Genomic DNA, 18,377 nt, shown 5'->3' with positions numbered 1-18,377 from the left:
TCTCCGATGGCGACATGCTACAGCTTTTAGAAGCGAGTTTTTTTTAAAGGGCACTCAAGCCCCTTAGCATCCAGGAATTTCTCAAACTCCTTGTAAAAATCATCGCATCTAACGAAGATTTCTACTAACTTTATATCTGTCATTAGTTCAGCATTTAGATTGTAGTTTTTGTTTCAATTACAAATTTAAAGCTGAACTTTTGTTTTTAGTACAATATCCAACCCTAATATATTAATAACTAAACGCTTAATTGCCGAACTCACGTTAATATAATTGCAGTCTGCGTTGTATGCTGCAAAATACTGTAGTCCGTCTTCAAAATCGTTTACATTTTTGTTCGTTGCAGCCTGCTGCACTTCCCTGGCGCCGCAGTCGGCTATGGAAAAGCGGGTTGCCAGCATGCCCATACGCTCTTTTGCTGACCGGGCTCCATGCTTTTTTTCTGCAAAATAATAAGTGATCGCAAGACTCACCGATGTGGTCATCAACTGGTGCCCGTTGGCCGTGGCCCAGCTCAGGACACGTGAGGCGTACGTAAACAGAGGATATTCTCTATTGATCACCGCAACCAGGATATTGGCATCGATGAATAATTTCATAAGGACAGCTATTTATGGCGTTTATAGTACGCTGCTTTTTGCTTTTTACCCAGGGGTTTGGTAGTGTAGGTAGCCGGGCCTTCCGCTACCATGCTTACCCAATCTTCTATTGGAATATGCTCAATGTTCTGATGCTGCCCGGTGGCAATAACCTTTTGTAACAGGAGTTCTACGAGGCGCGACAGACTAAGCCCCTGGGAAGCGGCATATTCTTTCGCCTCCTCAATAACAAAGCGGTCAAACTTTAAAGTAACTTTGGCGTCCATGGTTGATGCATTTATACAGCAAAACTATAATTTTTATACGTATAACAAAAATTATTTACATCTTTTTAAAATCCGGCCTTCCGGATATAAACAGGAAACGCCCCTGTATACAGGCGATAATCCACCCGGATTAACGGTTACTAATGGGTTATTACCACATCGAAATCAGCGGCATTGATGCGGAGCGCTGTCGCCGCAGCATCACTGATACGGGCGGCCGGTCCGTTCTTTTGCTTCAGGCTTTTGATGTCGCCCAGCACTTTTGCATACACCGTTGTATTCGCATTGGGGTTCGACAATTTTACAATCGTTCCGGAAGGAATGCCATCAACGAGCGCATAATATTTTCCGTCGCTCCATCCTTTGTCCGTTTTAAAGATACCGGCATGTATTGGTTTATCGGTTGTAGATGAAGAGCCGGTCTGTTGTTCATACGCTCTTTTAAAGAAACCACTTTCATCAAAATTTGCGGGCGGGGGCGCTGCCTCAGCAACGGGGGCCGAAGATACTGCAGACGCTGCCGGTTTTTCCTTTGGCTGGTTTTGGGCCACTACTTCCTGCGCAGGTGCCGGTCTTGTTTCATTTGCCTCCTGGTCCTGCTGCTTTCTTGCTTCCCCAACAGGTCCGAGAAAGCGCGAAGCAATATATCCGGAAATGCCTTCGCTGGTACGTATAGCCGCCCATTCATCATTTACTTCCCGGGTTACAGTTACGATCTCGCTGTTTTCAGCCCTGCCCACCACCGGTTCGCCGGTACCCGGGCCTTTCCGTATATTGATCCCCGTTCCAACGATCGCTTTTTGTGTTTCCGTTTTTGCCGCAGGTGCTTCTTTTTTGGCCACAGGGCGGGCCTCAGGCTCGGCACCCGGATCGACAAGATATAGGGAAGCGGCGTAGCCCTCAACACCATCGCTGGTACGCACCGCCGCCCACTCATCGTTCACCCGGCGGGTCAGGGTAATGATCTCATCCTTCTGTGCCTGTCCTACAATTGCCTGATCAGTGCCCGGACCTTTGCGGATATTCACATAGGTATCTGAAGCTACTTTTACTTTTTGCCCCGTGGTCTTTTTCGCTGTGATCTTTGTGGTTTCCTTTTCTTCACTTCTGCTTTTGCCGGCTGCCGGCTCCAGGTACTGGGAAGCCACATATCCTTTTACCCCCTCGTCCGTACGCACAGAGGCCCACCCATCATTTACACGACGGAGCACCGTGGCTACCTGGTCTTTTTCTATCCGCCCCACAACCGCATGATCGGTGCCCGGGCCTTTGCGAATATTTACGGCGGAAGCTACGGTAACTTTCTCACCCCGCTTCAGGTCAATATTGTTCTTTGCTGTTTCTTTTTCTTCAGCTGCTTCCGGTGATGCTGTTGCCGCTTCCAGGAATTCAGCGGCCATATATCCCTTTTTGCCCTCACCCGTGCGGACCTCTACCCAGTCGCTGTTCATCCGCCGTGTTACGGTAACCACTTCATCCTTCTGTAAAGTACCGATAACCGGATGGTTGGTGCTTGCACCCTTACGGATGTTGACGGCTGAACCCACGGTAGCCTTCTTGCCCACCTTTATATCAGCATTGCTTTTTGCTGTTTCCCGTTTATCATCATCTTTTTTTGCGGCATTGTCGGTCATATAACCCACCAGGATATCCTGCCCCCTGGAAACAACATCTTTCCGCAGCTTGTTCCAGGACCTCAGGGTCTTAATGCTGACCCTGTTAAATTTTCGGCTGATCGTCGTTAAATTATCCTTTGAACCTGCTTCATAATAAACAGGGATCCCTTTTCTGGATTTTGTATTCAGGTTAGACGTGGTAACCGGTACTTTGATCGTCTGCCCGATCTGCAGATCGTCATTGGTTTTCATACTATTAGCTCTGGCAAGCGCAGAGAGGGATACTCCGTATCTTGCGCTCAGATACCCTAAAGATTCACCAGACGTAACTTTGTGTGTAACAACCACCCCTCTTGAGGTAGCGACCGCAGTCAGTCTTTTTTGTGCAAAAGCAGTTCCCATCAATAAGATCAATCCGGCCGTAACAATAAACGATTTCATGTGCGCTAAAATATATCTTAATAAAAATCCTTACGAATACACGAATTTACAATAATATTTACAACTAAACAGCTTTAGAATTTGTTAACAAAGCAAATATCCAGGCCTTAAAGGGGATATATTTTATAAAATTGTACCTTTGCGCCCCTATGTTTATTGAAGTCTTTAAATCCAAGATCCACAGAGCCGTTGTTACGGAAGCTTTCCTCAATTATATGGGCAGCATTACGATTGACGAAGACCTGATGGATGCTGCTAACCTGATTGAAAACGAAAAGGTCCAGGTAGTAAACATCCATAACGGAGAGCGGCTGGAAACGTATGTGATCAAAGGGAAAAGAGGATCGGGAACCATTTGCCTTAATGGACCGGCCGCTCGTAAGGCGCAGATCGGCGACCCGGTGATCATTATTTCCTATGCTTCCATGGATTTTGAAGAGGCCAAAAAGCACCGGCCCACCATCGTTTTTCCAAAAGAAGGGAACCGGCTTTAGAGTTATCAGACTGAGATTTGAAGCCAGATCAACCTTTAAACAACATTCCCATTAACGGATCGTGATCTGTGAGAAGCGAAATACGGAGCTAACGTGAAACGTTAAACCTGTTGCTCCTGGTGGAACACGATCTTCGTATTCCCTACCCAGAAATAATCCCCTTCTTTTAAAAGTACTTCGGTTGTATCGGATAGGCGGATGGAATTCTTTTCCGTGTTAAAGTAAGTGCCGTTCTTGCTGGGCGACTTGTCCTGCAGGAAATAAGTATAACCTCCTTCCGGGCCGGGCCGGCGCAGGATCTGGCAATGATTTTTTGAAATGAACCGGTCGGAAGTTTTAATGCCAAAATCGGCCGCCGCACCCGGCAGATCGTTCCAGCGCCCTACCGTGACCAGGTCCTTATTAATAAAAAAGTGCTGGCCCTCCGTAAGAATATTTGGCTCCACCTCAATATAAGCGCTGCTGCTTTTCACACGTGTGGAGGGGTCTATATCAATGATCTGCGCCTCCTGCTCCGGAGCTTCAATTTTTCCATCCAGCCCGTTGTAAAAGAACTGATTGAGCTCCCGGCCCGTTCTAAAACGCTTCAGCGGGTTCTTCTCCAGGCACTGCCGCACCAGCATCTCCAGCCACGCCGGTATGTCGCAGGCTTCCGGCCGCTGTCCTGTTCTTTCATCAACGGCCTCCATTCGCTTCTGGCAAAGATCCGGCACCGGCGCGCTTTTGTGCTTTTCTTCCAGGGCGATCATTTCATTGGCCTGCTTATAATCCTTTACCGGGAAGGGTACCCTGCCGGTAAGCAGCTCATAAAGAACGATCCCAAGGCTGTAAATATCCGAGGGCGTATCCACCAATTGACCACGCCATTTTTCAGGGGCTTTGTACTCTGCCATGCCATCTTCCTTCTTGCTGTGGCGCACCGCATCCGGATCTGCAAACGACAGTCCAAAATCGATGAGCACATAACGGCAGGTACCATCCTCATTTTTTGTACGGATGATATTTTTCGGGTTGATGTCGTTATGAATGATGGCATCCCGGTTAATGATCACAGAATCTGAAAGCGAAGACGGCGGCGGAGCACCATAAGTATGGTAATGATGACAATAGCTCAGGGCCGAAGCCATCTGCGCAATGACCTCCAGGGTATCTTCAATGGAAAAATATCCCTTACGCTGGATGATGGTTTCCAGGGTTTCCCCGTCTACATATTCCATTTCGAGGGAAGGCTTGTTATCCAGGATATACTCGTCGTAGATCTTCACAATATTGGGATGATCCAGTCTTTTGAGGATATCCACTTCATTCTTGAAATCGCGGTATTCTTTGGCATCCTCATTCTCCAGGACAAAGTCCAGTTGTTTTAAAGCCACTACATACCCCGGGTCTTCTTTACTACGGGCCTTGAACACCGCCGAAAAACCGCCGTGCCCCACCACTTTAAGAATATCGTATTTCGCTGCTAATTCCTGCATTCCAATTTCTGATTTTCGATTTCCGATTTCTGATCGCTCATTTTTGATCTTTGATTTCTGATTGTCTACTGCGATGATTCCAGCAACCGGAATTCCAGAACGGCGGAATCATTCAAACAGATGGAATCCCCGTCTTTCAAAATATGCGGCACCGCTGCGTTGCTTAAGCTGACGCCTGAAAAATCATCCAGCAAGGCATTAAAAACCTTGATCTTATGCGAGGGATTGTTCAGAAATTTTGAACGAAAGAGTTTGTATGCCCCGATCTCCTTATCGAACACAATAACCGCATGCGACCGGCTGACGTAATTATTTATTTTATACTGTTCCTCGTTCTTTTCCTCAATGCCCACAAAAGCGATGTCGTTATGGATCTTGGGGCCATGCTCTATTTTAGGGGCCTTGCCCCTACCGATAAAATAATGCTTCCCGGTTGGCTCCAGGATGTATTCCGGTTCCCAGGTGATGCCTTCTGTGGCCACCACCTTTGCTTTCTGCTTCTTCAGCATATCCCCGGGCGTCAAAACCTCTACTCCGATCCCTTCGGTGATCGCAGTTACCTTGCCGGTATCGGGCGACTCATGGATAACGTCGAGGCTCAGGTTATCCCTGTAGCTGATGCCTCTTGACCGGAACTCCCTTTTTATGCGATTGATAAACTGCTGGTCTTTCATAAGACTCATCAATCCCACATTCTCGACAGCATTGTCTTTATACGCCGAATGAAAGACCAGCCCGGAAACCATCGTATTGCTGTACCCCAGCATCCGTATCGTGTTGCTGATGGCGCCAAGTGTGATTTCTTTCAGCTCCTCGATATTATCCACACGCGAAACGGGAGCATCGTGCAGGGTGACCCTGGGAGTTACCGGTGTTTTCCGGTCATCCTGGGTGATCTTTTCCGCTGCCGGTTTCTGAGTCGGATCATCCGCATTCAGTTTTTCCGAAAATTGTTCAAACTTTTTCTTAAACCAATTCATATTATCGGGTTAAATATTTTATTGTTACCGCTATTAGCAGCTGACCGCTGAAGGCTAAAAGCTGATTTCTGACCGCCTAAAAATACCCAGCACTTTTTAGCTGTTTCAAAATAGCTACCGCCAGCGTCTTTGCGTATTCGGAATTGCCGATCTCTTCTATGCGGATCGCAAAGGCAACAGGCGCCTTGAGCTTTGGTGAAACTACAAAAAAGGTGTACCAGGAGTCTGTAACACGCTTCCGGATCCTTTTCTCCCCTTTTTTAATCAGTTTATCCCGCTCCGGGCTACCCGTTTTCCCATGCACTTCCAGGCCGGATGCCGCGGCCACTTTTGCAGACTGCTCCCGCATAAAATCGCTGATCAGCGAGGCGATCTGCGGCTGGTTGGTTATGGGGGTCTCCTTTTGCAGCACTGCTTTATTGTTCCAGCTCCGAAATAAGAACCGGGAAGGCTGCAGCATGCCGCTATCGGCCAAAGCGCCCGACATTTTTGCAAGATGCAGCGGTGTTGCCGAAAGCTCACCCTGTCCCCAGGCAAGGTCGGAGTAAGGCGATTGCAACCGCCTGCGCGTATTCATCAGCCGCTGATTGTTAAAAATGCCTTTCCTCCTCGCTACAAAACGGTCCCATTCTTTAAAATATTTTTCACTGTCATAATCCTCCGGCCGTTGAAAATGAAAGCCGCCCCGGTTCAGGATATTCATTCCAAGCGCGTCATAGAGATCAAACAGGGATGCCTGCAGCTTCTTATCATTCGCCAGTTTGATAAAATACACGTTGCTGGAATGGACGATGGCTGCCCGCATGTCTACATTTACATTTACCGGCTCACCCTGGTGGATCACTTCTGCCGGGTAAATAAAATAACGGAAGTCCGCCGCCCCAACCCCATACTGGTTCATTGCAGCTGCAGCATCAATGATCTTTACTGTAGACCCCGGCCTCGAATTAAAGGTAAGGCCCAGATCCTGCGGTACTACCAGGCGGTCCTGGAAGATCTGCCTAAAGATGGTACGGTAGTCCGAAGGGTCGATATTGCTGATCAGTTTCAGATCCTTATAGGAGGGCGCCGGGTTAGAGGCCGATGCCAGCACATCCCCGGTTTCGGCATTGACGGCCACCACAGAAGTCCGGAACGGGCTGGAAGCAGCCGTATTTTGAATAACGGCATTAATCTTCTGATTGAATACCACATCCAACGATAGCCGGATGTCCTTTTCCTTATTGTTCTGCAGCTCTACCCATTGTCCGTCCTTTCCTTCTTTTAAGATGGGCGCCAGGGCGCTGTAATCATATTTCACCAGCTCCGATTCTTTTTGGGTAACGGGCAGGAAGCGGTCTTCTCTGTAACGGTCCGATGTTTTCTGTGCAGTAGTGTAGCTCACATCAAATCCTTTCAGCAGGGTATAATGCCGGTACTCCGCTGCATAACCCGCTTCTTCTTCGTTGGCGATCTCCTTATTGTAATCGCCCAGCCAGAACAGCAGGTCTGCACCAAATGGATAATACCGGTTCTGATCCCGTTTCAGCTGCTCTGCATAGAGCACCGGGTTGGCGCCCAGCGGCACCAGCCGGTTCTTAAACTTATCGAAGGTGGCTTTACTTGAGGTAGCCAGCAAGACACCGTTGCGGTCATAAATATTTCCCGACCGGATCTGCCGCAAAAAGATCCCAATGCGGGGATTGTAACTGTATTGCCAGGCTCCTTTACGGTTGAGTACCAGCGCCGGTTTCGTAATGTATTCATCCGATTTATACTGGTACCAGAATAAGGTGCCAATAAAAAAGAGCAGCACCGCAAAGAAGGTCAGGATGGCATATGCATTTACATTGTCAAAATTCTTTTTTACATATTCCATCTCAAGGGCATCTCCCTTTTCGTTCGAAAGGATCAGCACCAGCACAAACGCGAACAGGGTCACAATGATCCCTGCATTTCCTTTGCTCAGGAAGGGTACGGAGATCCCGGTCAGCGGGATCAGTCCCAGGGTGCCCGCCGTAATCAGGAAAAACTGGAGCATGGTGGCTATGGCTATGCCGGCCACCAGATAAAAGAGGAACGGTTTTCCCGTCCTCCGGGCCGCCAGCAAAGAGCGATATGTCAACAGTCCGAATGCCAGGAAAATGGCGATCAGTGCGACCAGCCCCAGTTCCTCCCCAATGCTCTCCAGGATCATATCCGTGTGATAGGCCGGCATAACACTGGAAAATCCTTTGCCCAGCCCCTGCCCAAAGAATCCCCCGGCGTTCAGGGACCAGATGCCATGTGCTACCTGGTCGCCCCCGGTAAGCTTATTCTCCCAGATGTTCTGGAACATCCCGTTGCGGTCGGCCAGCCGTTGCGTAAACTCAAAAGGCAGGGTTGCCAGCAGGATGAACGAGGAAATGACCAGCACAATAAAGAATACGGACTCATATCGCTTTTTGAAAAATGCATACCCCAGCGTGCCCGCACAGGCACCAGCCGCAAGTACGGGAAGATAATTGTGCTGCGCATCGTTGATGAACCGGGAAGTGATCATCAGCAATAGTACATAGATGACCGCCGCCAACACCATTGGAAAAAATTCTTCTTTGGCAAACGAATAAAAGAACAGGAATGTTAAACAAAGAACGATCGCCGGGCCCAGATCACCCAGGGCCGCATAAATAGCCAGCAGGAATACAAACAACCCCAGCATCTTTATATTGTTGCGCGTCAGCCAGCGGTTATCCGGAATATTGCGGAAGTATGCTGCATTGACCGCGAAATAAGCTGCAAAGAACACGATCATCAGCACTTTCGATAATTCGCTCACCTGGAACCCGAACAGGTTTACCTTTACGCCGCTGCCCTCCGGTCCGGTGCCGATGAATGCCAGCAGCAGCATGAGCGCTATAGAAAGTAGCATCCAGGAATAGCCGCGCGGGGCTTTTAAGCCGCCGGATAACGGCAACAGGTTATAAACAGGATCAAACCACTTTGAATGATAGAAACGCATCACGGCGTGCTCTTTCAGGAAAAACAGCACCACCGAAAAGAACAGCAGCACTCCCGCCACACATTTTGCCATACCGCTTCCATGGATCATATCCCGCAGGGGATCCTGCATGCTGTACAGTACCATAATACCGGTTCCTGAAAGGAAGAACAGCAGGGGCAGGATAAACTGATCGCTGCGGTAATTTTTTACCCAGAGCACGAAATGAAAGATCCAGAAGGCCAGTACCAGCAGAACCAGATGTGTAATGTACTCTTTTTTAAAATCCCCGGGAGTGCGCACTGTAAAGATCCGGTCGTTTTTGATCTGGCGAAACTCGGTACGGTCCAGGATACGGATCTTATGCGCTTTTCCCCTGAAGCTGAAGGCCTGGTCGCTTTGAATGGCAGCGATCCCTTTTGCCGCGCCAAAATCATAGCCCGGCTTTATTGCAATGACCCGGTAGTTGCTGTTCTCTTTCAGATTATAAAATTCATAGATGCCGTTCTCACCGGTGCGGGCAAAGAACTCCACCGGCTCGTCGTCCTGCCGTGCGGTCAATGTGTCGTAGTAGCGGGCAGGAAAAACCTCGGTCAGCTTCACCAGCACACCTGTACCCACCTGCGCTTCGCTGCTGTCCGTCGGGTCCAGCCGCACTTTACCATGAATGGATAATTTCGTTTTGGTATTCTGCACCGCCACTTCATCCGGGTATTTTGCCGGCTTGTTTAATTCGGCAGCATAAAGGGCGCTGTCCATATCCAGCCGTGTAATGGCATTCAGGAACCGGAGCTTCCCGGATTCGCTGGAGGTATTCAAAAATTCCGTGGCCGGGATCATCCGGTCGTTTTTGTTCAGCGCGCCCAGGTTCGGGAGCTGCCCCTCCTGCTCTACCAGGTTTTTTATTTTACCGGCAATAAAACGGATATAGGCTTCATCTGTAAAATAGCCGCCCTTTGCAAAGATCTGCTGCAGGGTAGCAGCTTGCACCGGCGCCACCAGGTTCACCGTTCTGCCGCTCCCGTACCCGTATTCCGAATTGATGAAATCCTCCTTCTTATGCTGGTAGTATTGGAACGCCATGACCCCCAACAGCAGGGTCACTGCTGCCAGCAGCACACGCTCTATTCTTCTCGGGTATAATGTTATTTTCTTCTTCATGTGTTAATAGCCTTGCAGTACATTTCGACGGACGCTGTCGCGGTAAATCGTATCCGTTGCATTAATTAAAGTATCCAGGTGCTGCAGCCCGGCGCTGTCAATCAGCGGCAGACTGTCCGGGCGGATGGCCGAAGTGTCCGGCGCTACGACCGGAACCGGATCCTTTTTTATAAAAAAGGATCCGGTTCCGGTCCAGTTTATTAAAAAGCCAACGATAAATGCGATGATCGCGGGCAGTATCCATGTCTTTTTTTTTGCGGGGAGTTGATGGATCGCCATAACTTCTTCATCAGATGTTGTATTTGTTGCGGCAATCGGAACCTCAATGGTACTCCTGGTTGCCTTTTTACGTCCCGGTTTCTTTGTTGGGGCATAGGTTGCCAGCACCACAGTGATATTGTCCTTGCCGCCCAGTTCATTGGCTTTATCGATCAGCCGCTGCGCTTTCTGCGGAAGCGTACCCGGTGATGACAATATGGCCGCCATCTGTGCCTGTGTTACGAGGTCTGTAAGACCATCAGAACAAAACAACGCGATATCCTCCGGCAGAAAGCTATGCTCCCCGATGTCAAAATAGTTATGCGAATCTTCAGGATCCAGGAACAATTCCCCTACCATCTTACTGATCTCATTCCTGCGCGGATGTTGCATGGCCTCGGCTTCCGTAAGATAACCGCTGTCTTCCTTCATTCCAACAGATGAGTGATCGCGGGTGATCTTCAGCATATTGCCGTTCCGGTACACATACCCCCGGCTATCGCCCACGTGGGCGATATACATCATTTCTTTATCGGCATCCAGCACAGCCACAGACAGCACGCAGCTCATACGGCTGAGTTGTTCCTGGTCTTTCCGCTGCTCAAAGATCTTATTGTTGGCAGCAATGGCCGCCTCCTTCAGTAATTGCAGGGGGGCACCAAAGCTGAAATTCTGCAGGTATCCTTCGATCGTCTGCTTGGCAAGCAATGCGGCCTCTGCGCCCCCTTCATACCCTCCCACACCGTCAATGGCGCCTGCCAGCGCGCGTGAAGGCGTTGCCCAAAGCTCCGGAACGGCGATGAAATTATCTTCATTCTCTTCCCGCCGGCGCCCCATATCCGTTTGCCCGTATAAAACGATCTTCCTGCTCATGACTTTACTTTAGATTGTAACAGAAATACGAGGATAATAAATATCAGCATCGCAATACCCAGCATACCTATTTTATTTTAATTAACGGGTTGAAGTGTCGACGGGTGAACCGGGGCGGTCTGATGCTATTAATAAAAACGGTATCACTCCTGCTAACTTTTATATCTATAACATTTAAATTGCGGCCTTAAAATCCAGCTGAAAGATCCCGCACACGATCGTGGATTCATTCTTCAGCGGGTGCCAGACCGGATTTTCTCCTACACGGCTCAATTCCAGTTTTTGTTCATTTACAAAAGCATCTGCGAACAACGCAATATAAAAGGCTCTTGCCGTCTCTTCATACCGGATCATGATGTGTTCCTTTTGCAGGCTGCCGCTGGGCTCACTGATGCACAATAAGGTAGCGGTGCTGGTCATGCCATCGATGGCCTTTGTGATCTTCAACTGTTTCTCGCGCATGGGAAAACTGTACCGTTGCTTGCTCAATACAAACTGAATGGTGGCCAGCTTATCTGCCGGAGCACTGTTCCGCGAACCGGTGACAGGCGCCTGCACCGACGTAAAATCGCCCAGGAACTCCTTCCGGAATTTTACCCGGAAATGTCCCTTCGAAAGGATATCAATGTTGGCAAACGTGGTAGGATTCAGATCGTATTTGGAATACTTGGAATGTTTGCTGCTTACCGATACTTTTATGTGCTCTGAAGAAAGCTCCGACCACGATTTTTCCGACGTGGGCGTACTGACCACCTGGATGGTGCCCGGTTCGATCTCCTTGTTGTCCACGCCGCGCTCCGCCGGGCAATACTGAAAATCCCAAAAGCTCCCGATGGGCTCATAACGGGGATACTGGTCTTTACGCTGGTGGATGTAATCATAAAACTCATCAAGGATCCCTTCGGTAATCCCTGCAAGACGCAGCTCTGCGTGTTTATAATCCTCCGGCCGCATCAGGATGAGGTAGCTGCAATCATACATCATCCGTTTGTTAAAAGACTCCCGCTCTACCGTTTCTTTAAACGATACCAATACCTGGTCCACCAGCGCCTGGTTGGTCAGCCGCGCTTCCTCCTCATCCGGCAACAGCCATCTTTTTAATTTATCAAACATAGTCTCAATTTGAAATTTTAAAGCTTTTCGATCCTCCGCTCCACGATCCGCGCGATCTTCATTTCTTTATCAAACATTACCGAAACATCGATATTGTACGGGATCCAGTCGTCCGCTTCATTTTGTTTTATTTTATAGAGCATACTGAAGTCCACATATGTATTCCCGCTCGGATGATACGTGAATACATACGACGAATTTGAAATATCAGCTTCGGTAAAACGCCATTTTCCATGATAGGCGGCACATTCCTTCTGAATGCGGGTCAGCAGCTCATTGGAACGGTTATAATATTGCTGTACCGTATCTCTGAAAAACCGCGACAGGCCATCGCAGTCCTGGCGCATCCGGTAATAATCGTTGATCCTGTTTTTTATAACGGCTTCCTTTTGCCCCAGATCTTCACTGGTGATCACCTGGGTAGTGGTCATGGTGTCGTTGGTTCCGTTCGTGGTGTCGCTCTTCAATGCGTTTGTGGACTCCGGAGATGCCTGTTTTTTTGCGCGGGGTTTTAAAGCCGGTTTGGTCACCTCTTTTTTCGGGGCCTCCTGGTTTACACCAAACAGGGTCAGGATGCTCTCTTTATTCAATGCAAAAACGATCAAACCGGCCACGATCAAAAATACCAGGAACACATATCCGAAACGGCTGGAACCCGTTTTCTGTGCAGGATGGGTCGACAAGGGCGGATAGATCTTTTCGATCGGCTGCGGAGGAACAGGTGTAAACACAATGGTTTCATCCTCCTTTGTGGTACCGGCGTCGATCTTCCGCAGCTCCCGGCGATCCTCCGGGTTTTTCCCCAGGTACAAGGGAAGCAGTCCCCGCCAGGGCTCCGGAAGTGCAGAAGCATCCGTATGCTTGCGCACAATGTTCTCCTGTATCTCAAAATCAGATATTTTCGACGCATCGTAAGGAGCCGTACCACTGACGAGGTGATAAAAAGTAACGGCAAGGGAATAAATATCCGTTTTATAGGAGAGCGTCTTTACATCATAAACCTGCTCGGGGCTCATATACATCAGCGTTCCCATCCTTGAGCCGGTTTGCGTTACGGTCACATTGTCGCGCAGCTTGGCAATACCGAAATCCAGGATCTTAATGTTCCCGTCTTCTGTCAAAAAAAGATTGGACGGCTTTATATCCCGGTGAATGATGTTCTTGCGGTGGGTATATTGGAGCGCATCCACCAGGTCGTTCCACCAGGTGATCAGCTGCAGATTGGAGAACCGCTCTCCCTCTTTCATCCGCCGGGCCAGGTCTGCGCCTTCGAGGTATTCCATGATCATACAGGGGCAGCCGTCCACCGTAGAATAATCGTAAATATTCCGGATATGCGCATGGTTCAGGTGCACCATCAGCCGGGCTTCATTCTCAAAACGGCTCACCACTTCCGGCATTCCGCAAAAGCGCTTTTGCAATACTTTTACTGCAGCAGGTTTTTGCAGGTAATTCTCTGCATACCAGACCTCGGCCATTCCCCCTTCGCCTAATTTATATTTCAGTTTATAACCGTTGATGGTTGTATTCTCCATTCCTTGTTTTACTTGCTTAACCTGCTTATAATGACTCCGTTCATCATGCCCGGCTCCGTGTACCAAACTTACTTCAAATATTTGGAACTGCCATAGCCCGACCGGCAGACCTGTCAGGTTTTTGAAACCTGACAGGTCTGCCGGGGTTATAACCTGTAAAATAACCACCCTTTTGCCAGGAAACACCTAAAATTGGGATAAAACCGGTGAACGGCGGGATCAAAGCGGTCAGCAGCGCGGTCTTGTATTCAGGGCAGACGCAATACATCTCCAAAGCAGCCTGGCAGCGGCGCAGTCTCTAAAAGTATAAGAAAAAGACCGGCCCCAAAAAATACTTTTGAAACGCGCTCTTCATATATTTTAAACCGTTAATCCTGGTCTTGCATTTTGACCGATCTGTTTTATCTTGCCGGTGAATGATCCCCGCCGCCATTTTTGAAAGCCTGGGGCTCCCTGTTACGGAGTATCATCCCGTTCAGGGAGGTGATATCAATCAGTGCTATTGTATAAACGCAGACGGTGCCCGTTATTTTTTAAAGATGCATCCCCATCTATCCAGTCCCCTGCTATTCGAAAAAGAAATCCATGGGTTGAAAGAACTCGCAAGGTCGGGCCGGTTGAAGGTACCCGGCCCGCTAAAACAAGGCATTACCGGCGGCAGCCAGTACCTGCTGTTGGAATGGTTGGATGCCGCGCCTCCACGTCAGCATTCCTGGGAACAGCTTGGAAAAGGGCTCGCACAGCTGCACCGGAAAACGCAATCCGGTTTCGGCTTTTTTGAGAACAATTACCTTGGCGTCTGGCCACAGGAAAATACAGCCGCCGGTACCTGGCCGGAATTTTACGCAGACCGCCGGATCCTGCCCCTGATCCGGACACTCTTTGATCTCGGAAAATTAACACGGGCAGACCTAGCAAACGCGGAGAAATTTTGCAAACAGCTGCCGGGGCTTTTCCCGGGGGAGCCGCCGGCTCTTCTTCATGGCGATCTGTGGAGCGGGAACGTCCTGTTCCTGGCGGACGGCACACCGGCGATCTTTGATCCGGCAGTATATTACGGACACCGGGAAATGGATATCGGCATGACCTTACTTTTTGGCGGGTTTGACAGCGGATTTTATCATGCCTATCGGCAAACCTATCCGTTGCAACCGGGTTGGCAGCAGCGCGTGCCCTGCACCCAGCTCTACCCGCTCTTATTGCATGCCCGGCTCTTTGGCGGGCACTATACCGGCAATGTAAAGCGGATACTCGCTTCGTTCTCATAGGCTCTTTGGGTCTTAGCATCCCTTCCGGGTTCGAACCGGTCTGCATCTATAATAAGGAATGCCTCTGCGGGGTCCGGAAGATTCTACCAAGCGGTAAACGGGCCTTATTTTCCATTTCATACTTTCGATATCCATAGCAGCAGGCGCCCATTGCATTTAAAGATTTTTACACAAACGACCGTTAAGCTTTAATAATCTTTAAATAACTATCTGCGGAACAGAATAAAAATCAATTTCGCTTATATTTGCGCACTTAAGATATAATTAAATCGTATATGGAGAAAAGTATTGTAATTCTTGCCGGCGGCGGCCCCGCCCCTGGTATCAACACAGTGATTGGTTCTGTTGCTAAAACGTTTTTGAAGGACGGCTACCGGGTAATTGGCCTGCACGACGGGTATAAGAACCTTTTCAACGGTAAAGGGCTGACCACTGATATTGATTTTAAGCTTGCGGACGATATTTTCAGCCGCGGAGGTTCTTTTCTCCGTATGAGCCGCTACAAACCCAAGGATGATGAGTTTACAAGCGAGTTCTTTGAAAAGAACAATATCAAGCTCCTCGTAACCATCGGTGGCGACGATACCGCATCCACGGCCAACCGGATCGCCACATTCCTCAGAAATAAAAATGTTCCCGTTCAGAATATTCACGTTCCAAAGACCATCGATAATGATCTGCCGCTCCCCTATGGCCAGCCTACCTTTGGCTACCAGAGCGCGCGGGAAGAAGGCGTGAAGCTGGGCAAAACGATCTATGAAGACGCGCGTACCTCCGGCAACTGGTTTGTGGTGTCCGCAATGGGACGCGAGGCCGGCCACCTTGCCTTTGGTATTGGTGTAGCCTGCCATTACCCGATGATCGTGATCCCCGAAATGTTCAACAAGACCAAGCTGACCCTGGACAAGATCACCAAACTGATCGTTTCCGCTATTGTAAAGAGAAATATCCTGGAGATCCCCTACGGCGTTGCTGTGGTCAGCGAAGGGGTTTTTCATTTTATGAGCGACGACGATATCAAAGCCTCCGGCATCCAGTTCACCTATGACGATCACGGTCATCCGGAGCTGGGCAATGTAAGCAAGGCCCATATTTACAATATCCTTTTACAGAATGAATTAAAGAAGCTGAATATTCCCGTAAAGAGCCGCCCGGTGGAACTGGGATACGAGCTTCGTTGCCTGGCACCCACTGCCTACGACCTGGAGTATTGTACCTTCCTGGGAATGGGAGTGAAAAAGCTTTTCGATCAGGGCGTTACCGGTGCTGTCGTTACCGCGGATGCAACAGGAAATATCAACCCGCTTTATCTGAAAGACGTAGCAGATGAAAAAGGCAAGGTAAAACCGCGTCTGATCGATATGCAAAGCGCAGATACCCAAACCGTATTCGCAGATGCCCTGCACTATTTGACGGAGGCCGATAAGGAAGCCGCCGGTAAATACCTGGAGAATCCGGAAGAATACCTGTTCAACAATATCCTGGAGTGGAATTAAAATAAAACCCTGAAACAATTAAAACCGCCTTTGCTGCGCGGTTTTTTGTTTTTAATTTGTAGCTTCCGGTTTAAATCAGCAATAAGATCCTGACCCCGCCGGGGCCTAAACATTAGAAATCGAAACATGACAGAAACTCAAAAAGTCCGAAAGAAAACATTGGTAACTACCGTTTCCAAGGATACCGATCATAGCATCAACCGTACAAAGATCGTGGCTACGGTTGGTCCGGCCTGCAATACTTATGACAAATTGCTCGATCTGGTACGGGCGGGCGTAAATGTATTCCGTTTAAATTTCTCGCATGGTGTGCATGAGGAGAAAAAGCAGATCATCGAATATATCCGCGAGATCAACCGCAAAGAAAAAACAACCGTAGCGATCCTGGGCGACCTCCAGGGGCCCAAACTCCGGGTGGGGGAAATGGAAGGTGGCGGCATCATTGTAGAGCCGGGTGATACCTTCATTTTTACCAATAAAAAAATGATCGGCACCAAAGAAAAGATCTACATTTCCTACCCCAATTTTCACAAGGACGTAAAAGTGGGGAACAAAATAATGATCGACGACGGCAAGCTGGAAGTGATCGTACGCAAGATCCTTCCCAACAACGACGTTAAAGTGGAGGTGGAGCTTGGCGGATTCCTGTCTTCCAAAAAAGGAGTAAACCTCCCCGATACCAAGATCTCTTTACCCGCGCTGACGCCCAAGGACCTCGCCGATCTCGACTTTATCATAAAAGAACAACTGGGATGGGTAGCCTTGTCATTCGTGCGCCAGGTGGAAGACATTAAAAAGCTCCGCAAGATCCTGGACAGGCATAAAAGCAAGGCCAAGATCATTGCCAAGATCGAAATGCCCGAAGCCATTCCCAATATCCGGGAGATCATCCACGCTTCGGATGGCATTATGGTTGCCCGGGGCGACCTGGGTGTAGAGCTCCCCGTAGAAAAAGTACCGCTGATCCAGAAAAGCATTATCCGCAAATGCATTCACCGGGCAAAGCCCGTGATCGTTGCCACACAGATGATGGAGAGCATGATCGACCGTTCCAAGCCCAACCGCAGTGAGATCACCGATGTGGCCAACGCTGTGCTCGAAGGTACCGACGCCGTAATGCTGAGCGCTGAAACCGCAAGCGGTAAACATCCCACATTGGTGGTGCAAACCATGCGGAAGATCATCCTGGAGATCGAAAAGACCGAATACCACTATGATCTGGCGAACGAGCTGCAGCCCCAGCCGCACTCCCCTTCCCTTTCCAGCGATGCCATCTGTTACAATGCCTGTAACCTGGCCAAGGATACACGGGCAGATGCCCTGATCGGCATGACGCAAAGCGGCTATACCGGGTTTATGCTCAGCAGCTACCGGCCCAAAGTACCCTTATACGTGTTTACAAAGAACCGCACCCTTATCGACCAGCTGAGCCTGGGATGGGGCATCCGTGCTTTCTTTTACGACGATGATCAGCACGACCTGGATACCATTTTTGCAGACCAGATCAACATCCTGAAAAAAAACGGGTTCCTTAAACGCGGTGATACTGCGGTGAGTACCGGAAGCACGCCGGTACATCTGAAACTGCATACCAATACCATAAAAGTCACAGAAGTTCAATAAATAAAAAGCCTCCGAACGGGGGCTTTTTTAATACCCGCACTTTACCCTTTTTTGGAGCAAGGGTGCGCTTGTGATTGCTGCGTTTTCTGTTGGAAGCTGTTTAAAAACGATCCAGGAGCATCCTTATCGTCGCAAAAAGGTACCGGCTTTTATCGCCTCTCTTGTGGCTTCGCTGTAGCCGCCATTTGTAAAAAGCAGGGTTCAACGATCGTTTTTACAA

13 protein-coding genes are annotated in these 18,377 nt (G+C 49.1%); 4 read left to right on the top strand and 9 right to left on the bottom strand.

The window, feature by feature from the left end:
- Nucleotides 1-185 precede the first annotated feature (185 nt).
- The 3 genes from B160_RS0108970 to B160_RS0108955 form a co-directional block, all read right to left on the bottom strand.
- The gene (locus B160_RS0108970) at nucleotides 186-599 is read right to left on the bottom strand and encodes a type II toxin-antitoxin system VapC family toxin (RefSeq protein ID WP_018627564.1); all 414 of its coding nucleotides are present in this window, start codon (nucleotides 597-599) and stop codon (nucleotides 186-188) included.
- 8 nt (nucleotides 600-607) lie between these two features.
- Nucleotides 608-865: a DUF6364 family protein gene (locus B160_RS0108965; protein ID WP_018627563.1), complete on the bottom strand. Its 258-nt coding sequence runs from the start codon at nucleotides 863-865 to the stop codon at nucleotides 608-610.
- 140 nt (nucleotides 866-1,005) lie between these two features.
- Complete coding sequence (locus B160_RS0108955; protein ID WP_071597013.1) at nucleotides 1,006-2,922, bottom strand: SH3 domain-containing protein; 1,917 nt, start codon at nucleotides 2,920-2,922, stop codon at nucleotides 1,006-1,008.
- A gap of 149 nt (nucleotides 2,923-3,071) precedes the next feature.
- Between B160_RS0108955 and panD the strand changes: the two genes are divergently transcribed.
- Nucleotides 3,072-3,416 carry an aspartate 1-decarboxylase gene (gene panD / locus B160_RS0108950; RefSeq protein ID WP_018627560.1) on the top strand — a complete coding sequence of 115 codons (345 nt, stop codon included), beginning with the start codon at nucleotides 3,072-3,074 and terminating at the stop codon, nucleotides 3,414-3,416.
- A gap of 101 nt (nucleotides 3,417-3,517) precedes the next feature.
- On the opposite strand, the gene B160_RS0108945 is transcribed toward panD, so the two are convergent.
- The 6 genes from B160_RS0108945 to B160_RS0108920 all read right to left on the bottom strand — a co-directional run bounded on the left by B160_RS0108945 (nucleotide 3,518) and on the right by B160_RS0108920 (nucleotide 13,770).
- A complete protein-coding gene (locus B160_RS0108945; RefSeq protein WP_026309650.1) occupies nucleotides 3,518-4,891 on the bottom strand; it encodes an FHA domain-containing serine/threonine-protein kinase in 1,374 nt (457 codons plus the stop codon).
- Nucleotides 4,892-4,956: 65 nt separating this feature from the next.
- Nucleotides 4,957-5,871: a hypothetical protein gene (locus B160_RS0108940; RefSeq protein ID WP_018627559.1), complete on the bottom strand. Its 915-nt coding sequence runs from the start codon at nucleotides 5,869-5,871 to the stop codon at nucleotides 4,957-4,959.
- Between the two features lie 76 nt (nucleotides 5,872-5,947).
- Nucleotides 5,948-9,991, bottom strand: coding sequence for an FtsW/RodA/SpoVE family cell cycle protein (locus B160_RS0108935; protein ID WP_083927683.1), 4,044 nt, complete (start codon nucleotides 9,989-9,991; stop codon nucleotides 5,948-5,950).
- Between the two features lie 3 nt (nucleotides 9,992-9,994).
- Nucleotides 9,995-11,122 (bottom strand): PP2C family protein-serine/threonine phosphatase, encoded by a 1,128-nt coding sequence (locus tag B160_RS0108930; protein ID WP_018627557.1) that lies wholly within the window; start codon nucleotides 11,120-11,122, stop codon nucleotides 9,995-9,997.
- Nucleotides 11,123-11,296: 174 nt separating this feature from the next.
- Entirely contained in the window at nucleotides 11,297-12,235 is a 939-nt protein-coding gene (locus tag B160_RS0108925) for a hypothetical protein (protein ID WP_018627556.1), read from the bottom strand.
- 17 nt (nucleotides 12,236-12,252) lie between these two features.
- The gene (locus tag B160_RS0108920; RefSeq protein WP_157557965.1) at nucleotides 12,253-13,770 is read right to left on the bottom strand and encodes a serine/threonine protein kinase; all 1,518 of its coding nucleotides are present in this window, start codon (nucleotides 13,768-13,770) and stop codon (nucleotides 12,253-12,255) included.
- A 416-nt stretch (nucleotides 13,771-14,186) separates the two neighbouring features.
- On the opposite strand from B160_RS0108920, the gene B160_RS0108910 reads away from it, so the two are divergent.
- The 3 genes from B160_RS0108910 to pyk all read left to right on the top strand — a co-directional run bounded on the left by B160_RS0108910 (nucleotide 14,187) and on the right by pyk (nucleotide 18,157).
- Nucleotides 14,187-15,038 carry a fructosamine kinase family protein gene (locus B160_RS0108910; protein WP_018627553.1) on the top strand — a complete coding sequence of 284 codons (852 nt, stop codon included), beginning with the start codon at nucleotides 14,187-14,189 and terminating at the stop codon, nucleotides 15,036-15,038.
- A gap of 275 nt (nucleotides 15,039-15,313) precedes the next feature.
- On the top strand, nucleotides 15,314-16,534 hold the full coding sequence (locus B160_RS0108905; protein WP_018627552.1) for a 6-phosphofructokinase: 1,221 nt from the start codon (nucleotides 15,314-15,316) through the stop codon (nucleotides 16,532-16,534).
- Nucleotides 16,535-16,660: 126 nt separating this feature from the next.
- Nucleotides 16,661-18,157, top strand: a complete 1,497-nt coding sequence (gene pyk / locus B160_RS0108900; RefSeq protein WP_018627551.1) for a pyruvate kinase — start codon at nucleotides 16,661-16,663, stop codon at nucleotides 18,155-18,157.
- Nucleotides 18,158-18,377 lie beyond the last annotated feature (220 nt).

The organism is Niabella aurantiaca DSM 17617, from assembly GCF_000374125.1.
Taxonomy (GTDB): Bacteria; Bacteroidota; Bacteroidia; order Chitinophagales; family Chitinophagaceae; genus Niabella; species Niabella aurantiaca.
Note: the sequence above shows the minus strand (reverse complement) of the source record. Positions and strands in the feature narration are given on the sequence as shown.

Coding starts and splice junctions, on each gene's coding strand:
- B160_RS0108930 (WP_018627557.1), bottom strand. CDS start 11,122: ATGAGCAGGAAGATCGTTTTATACGGGCAAACGGATATGGGGCGCCGG.
- panD (WP_018627560.1), top strand. CDS start 3,072: ATGTTTATTGAAGTCTTTAAATCCAAGATCCACAGAGCCGTTGTTACG.
- B160_RS0108970 (WP_018627564.1), bottom strand. CDS start 599: ATGAAATTATTCATCGATGCCAATATCCTGGTTGCGGTGATCAATAGA.
- B160_RS0108925 (WP_018627556.1), bottom strand. CDS start 12,235: ATGTTTGATAAATTAAAAAGATGGCTGTTGCCGGATGAGGAGGAAGCG.
- B160_RS0108945 (WP_026309650.1), bottom strand. CDS start 4,891: ATGCAGGAATTAGCAGCGAAATACGATATTCTTAAAGTGGTGGGGCAC.
- B160_RS0108905 (WP_018627552.1), top strand. CDS start 15,314: ATGGAGAAAAGTATTGTAATTCTTGCCGGCGGCGGCCCCGCCCCTGGT.
- B160_RS0108940 (WP_018627559.1), bottom strand. CDS start 5,871: ATGAATTGGTTTAAGAAAAAGTTTGAACAATTTTCGGAAAAACTGAAT.
- B160_RS0108965 (WP_018627563.1), bottom strand. CDS start 865: ATGGACGCCAAAGTTACTTTAAAGTTTGACCGCTTTGTTATTGAGGAG.
- B160_RS0108910 (WP_018627553.1), top strand. CDS start 14,187: ATGATCCCCGCCGCCATTTTTGAAAGCCTGGGGCTCCCTGTTACGGAG.
- B160_RS0108955 (WP_071597013.1), bottom strand. CDS start 2,922: ATGAAATCGTTTATTGTTACGGCCGGATTGATCTTATTGATGGGAACT.
- pyk (WP_018627551.1), top strand. CDS start 16,661: ATGACAGAAACTCAAAAAGTCCGAAAGAAAACATTGGTAACTACCGTT.
- B160_RS0108935 (WP_083927683.1), bottom strand. CDS start 9,991: ATGAAGAAGAAAATAACATTATACCCGAGAAGAATAGAGCGTGTGCTG.
- B160_RS0108920 (WP_157557965.1), bottom strand. CDS start 13,770: ATGGAGAATACAACCATCAACGGTTATAAACTGAAATATAAATTAGGC.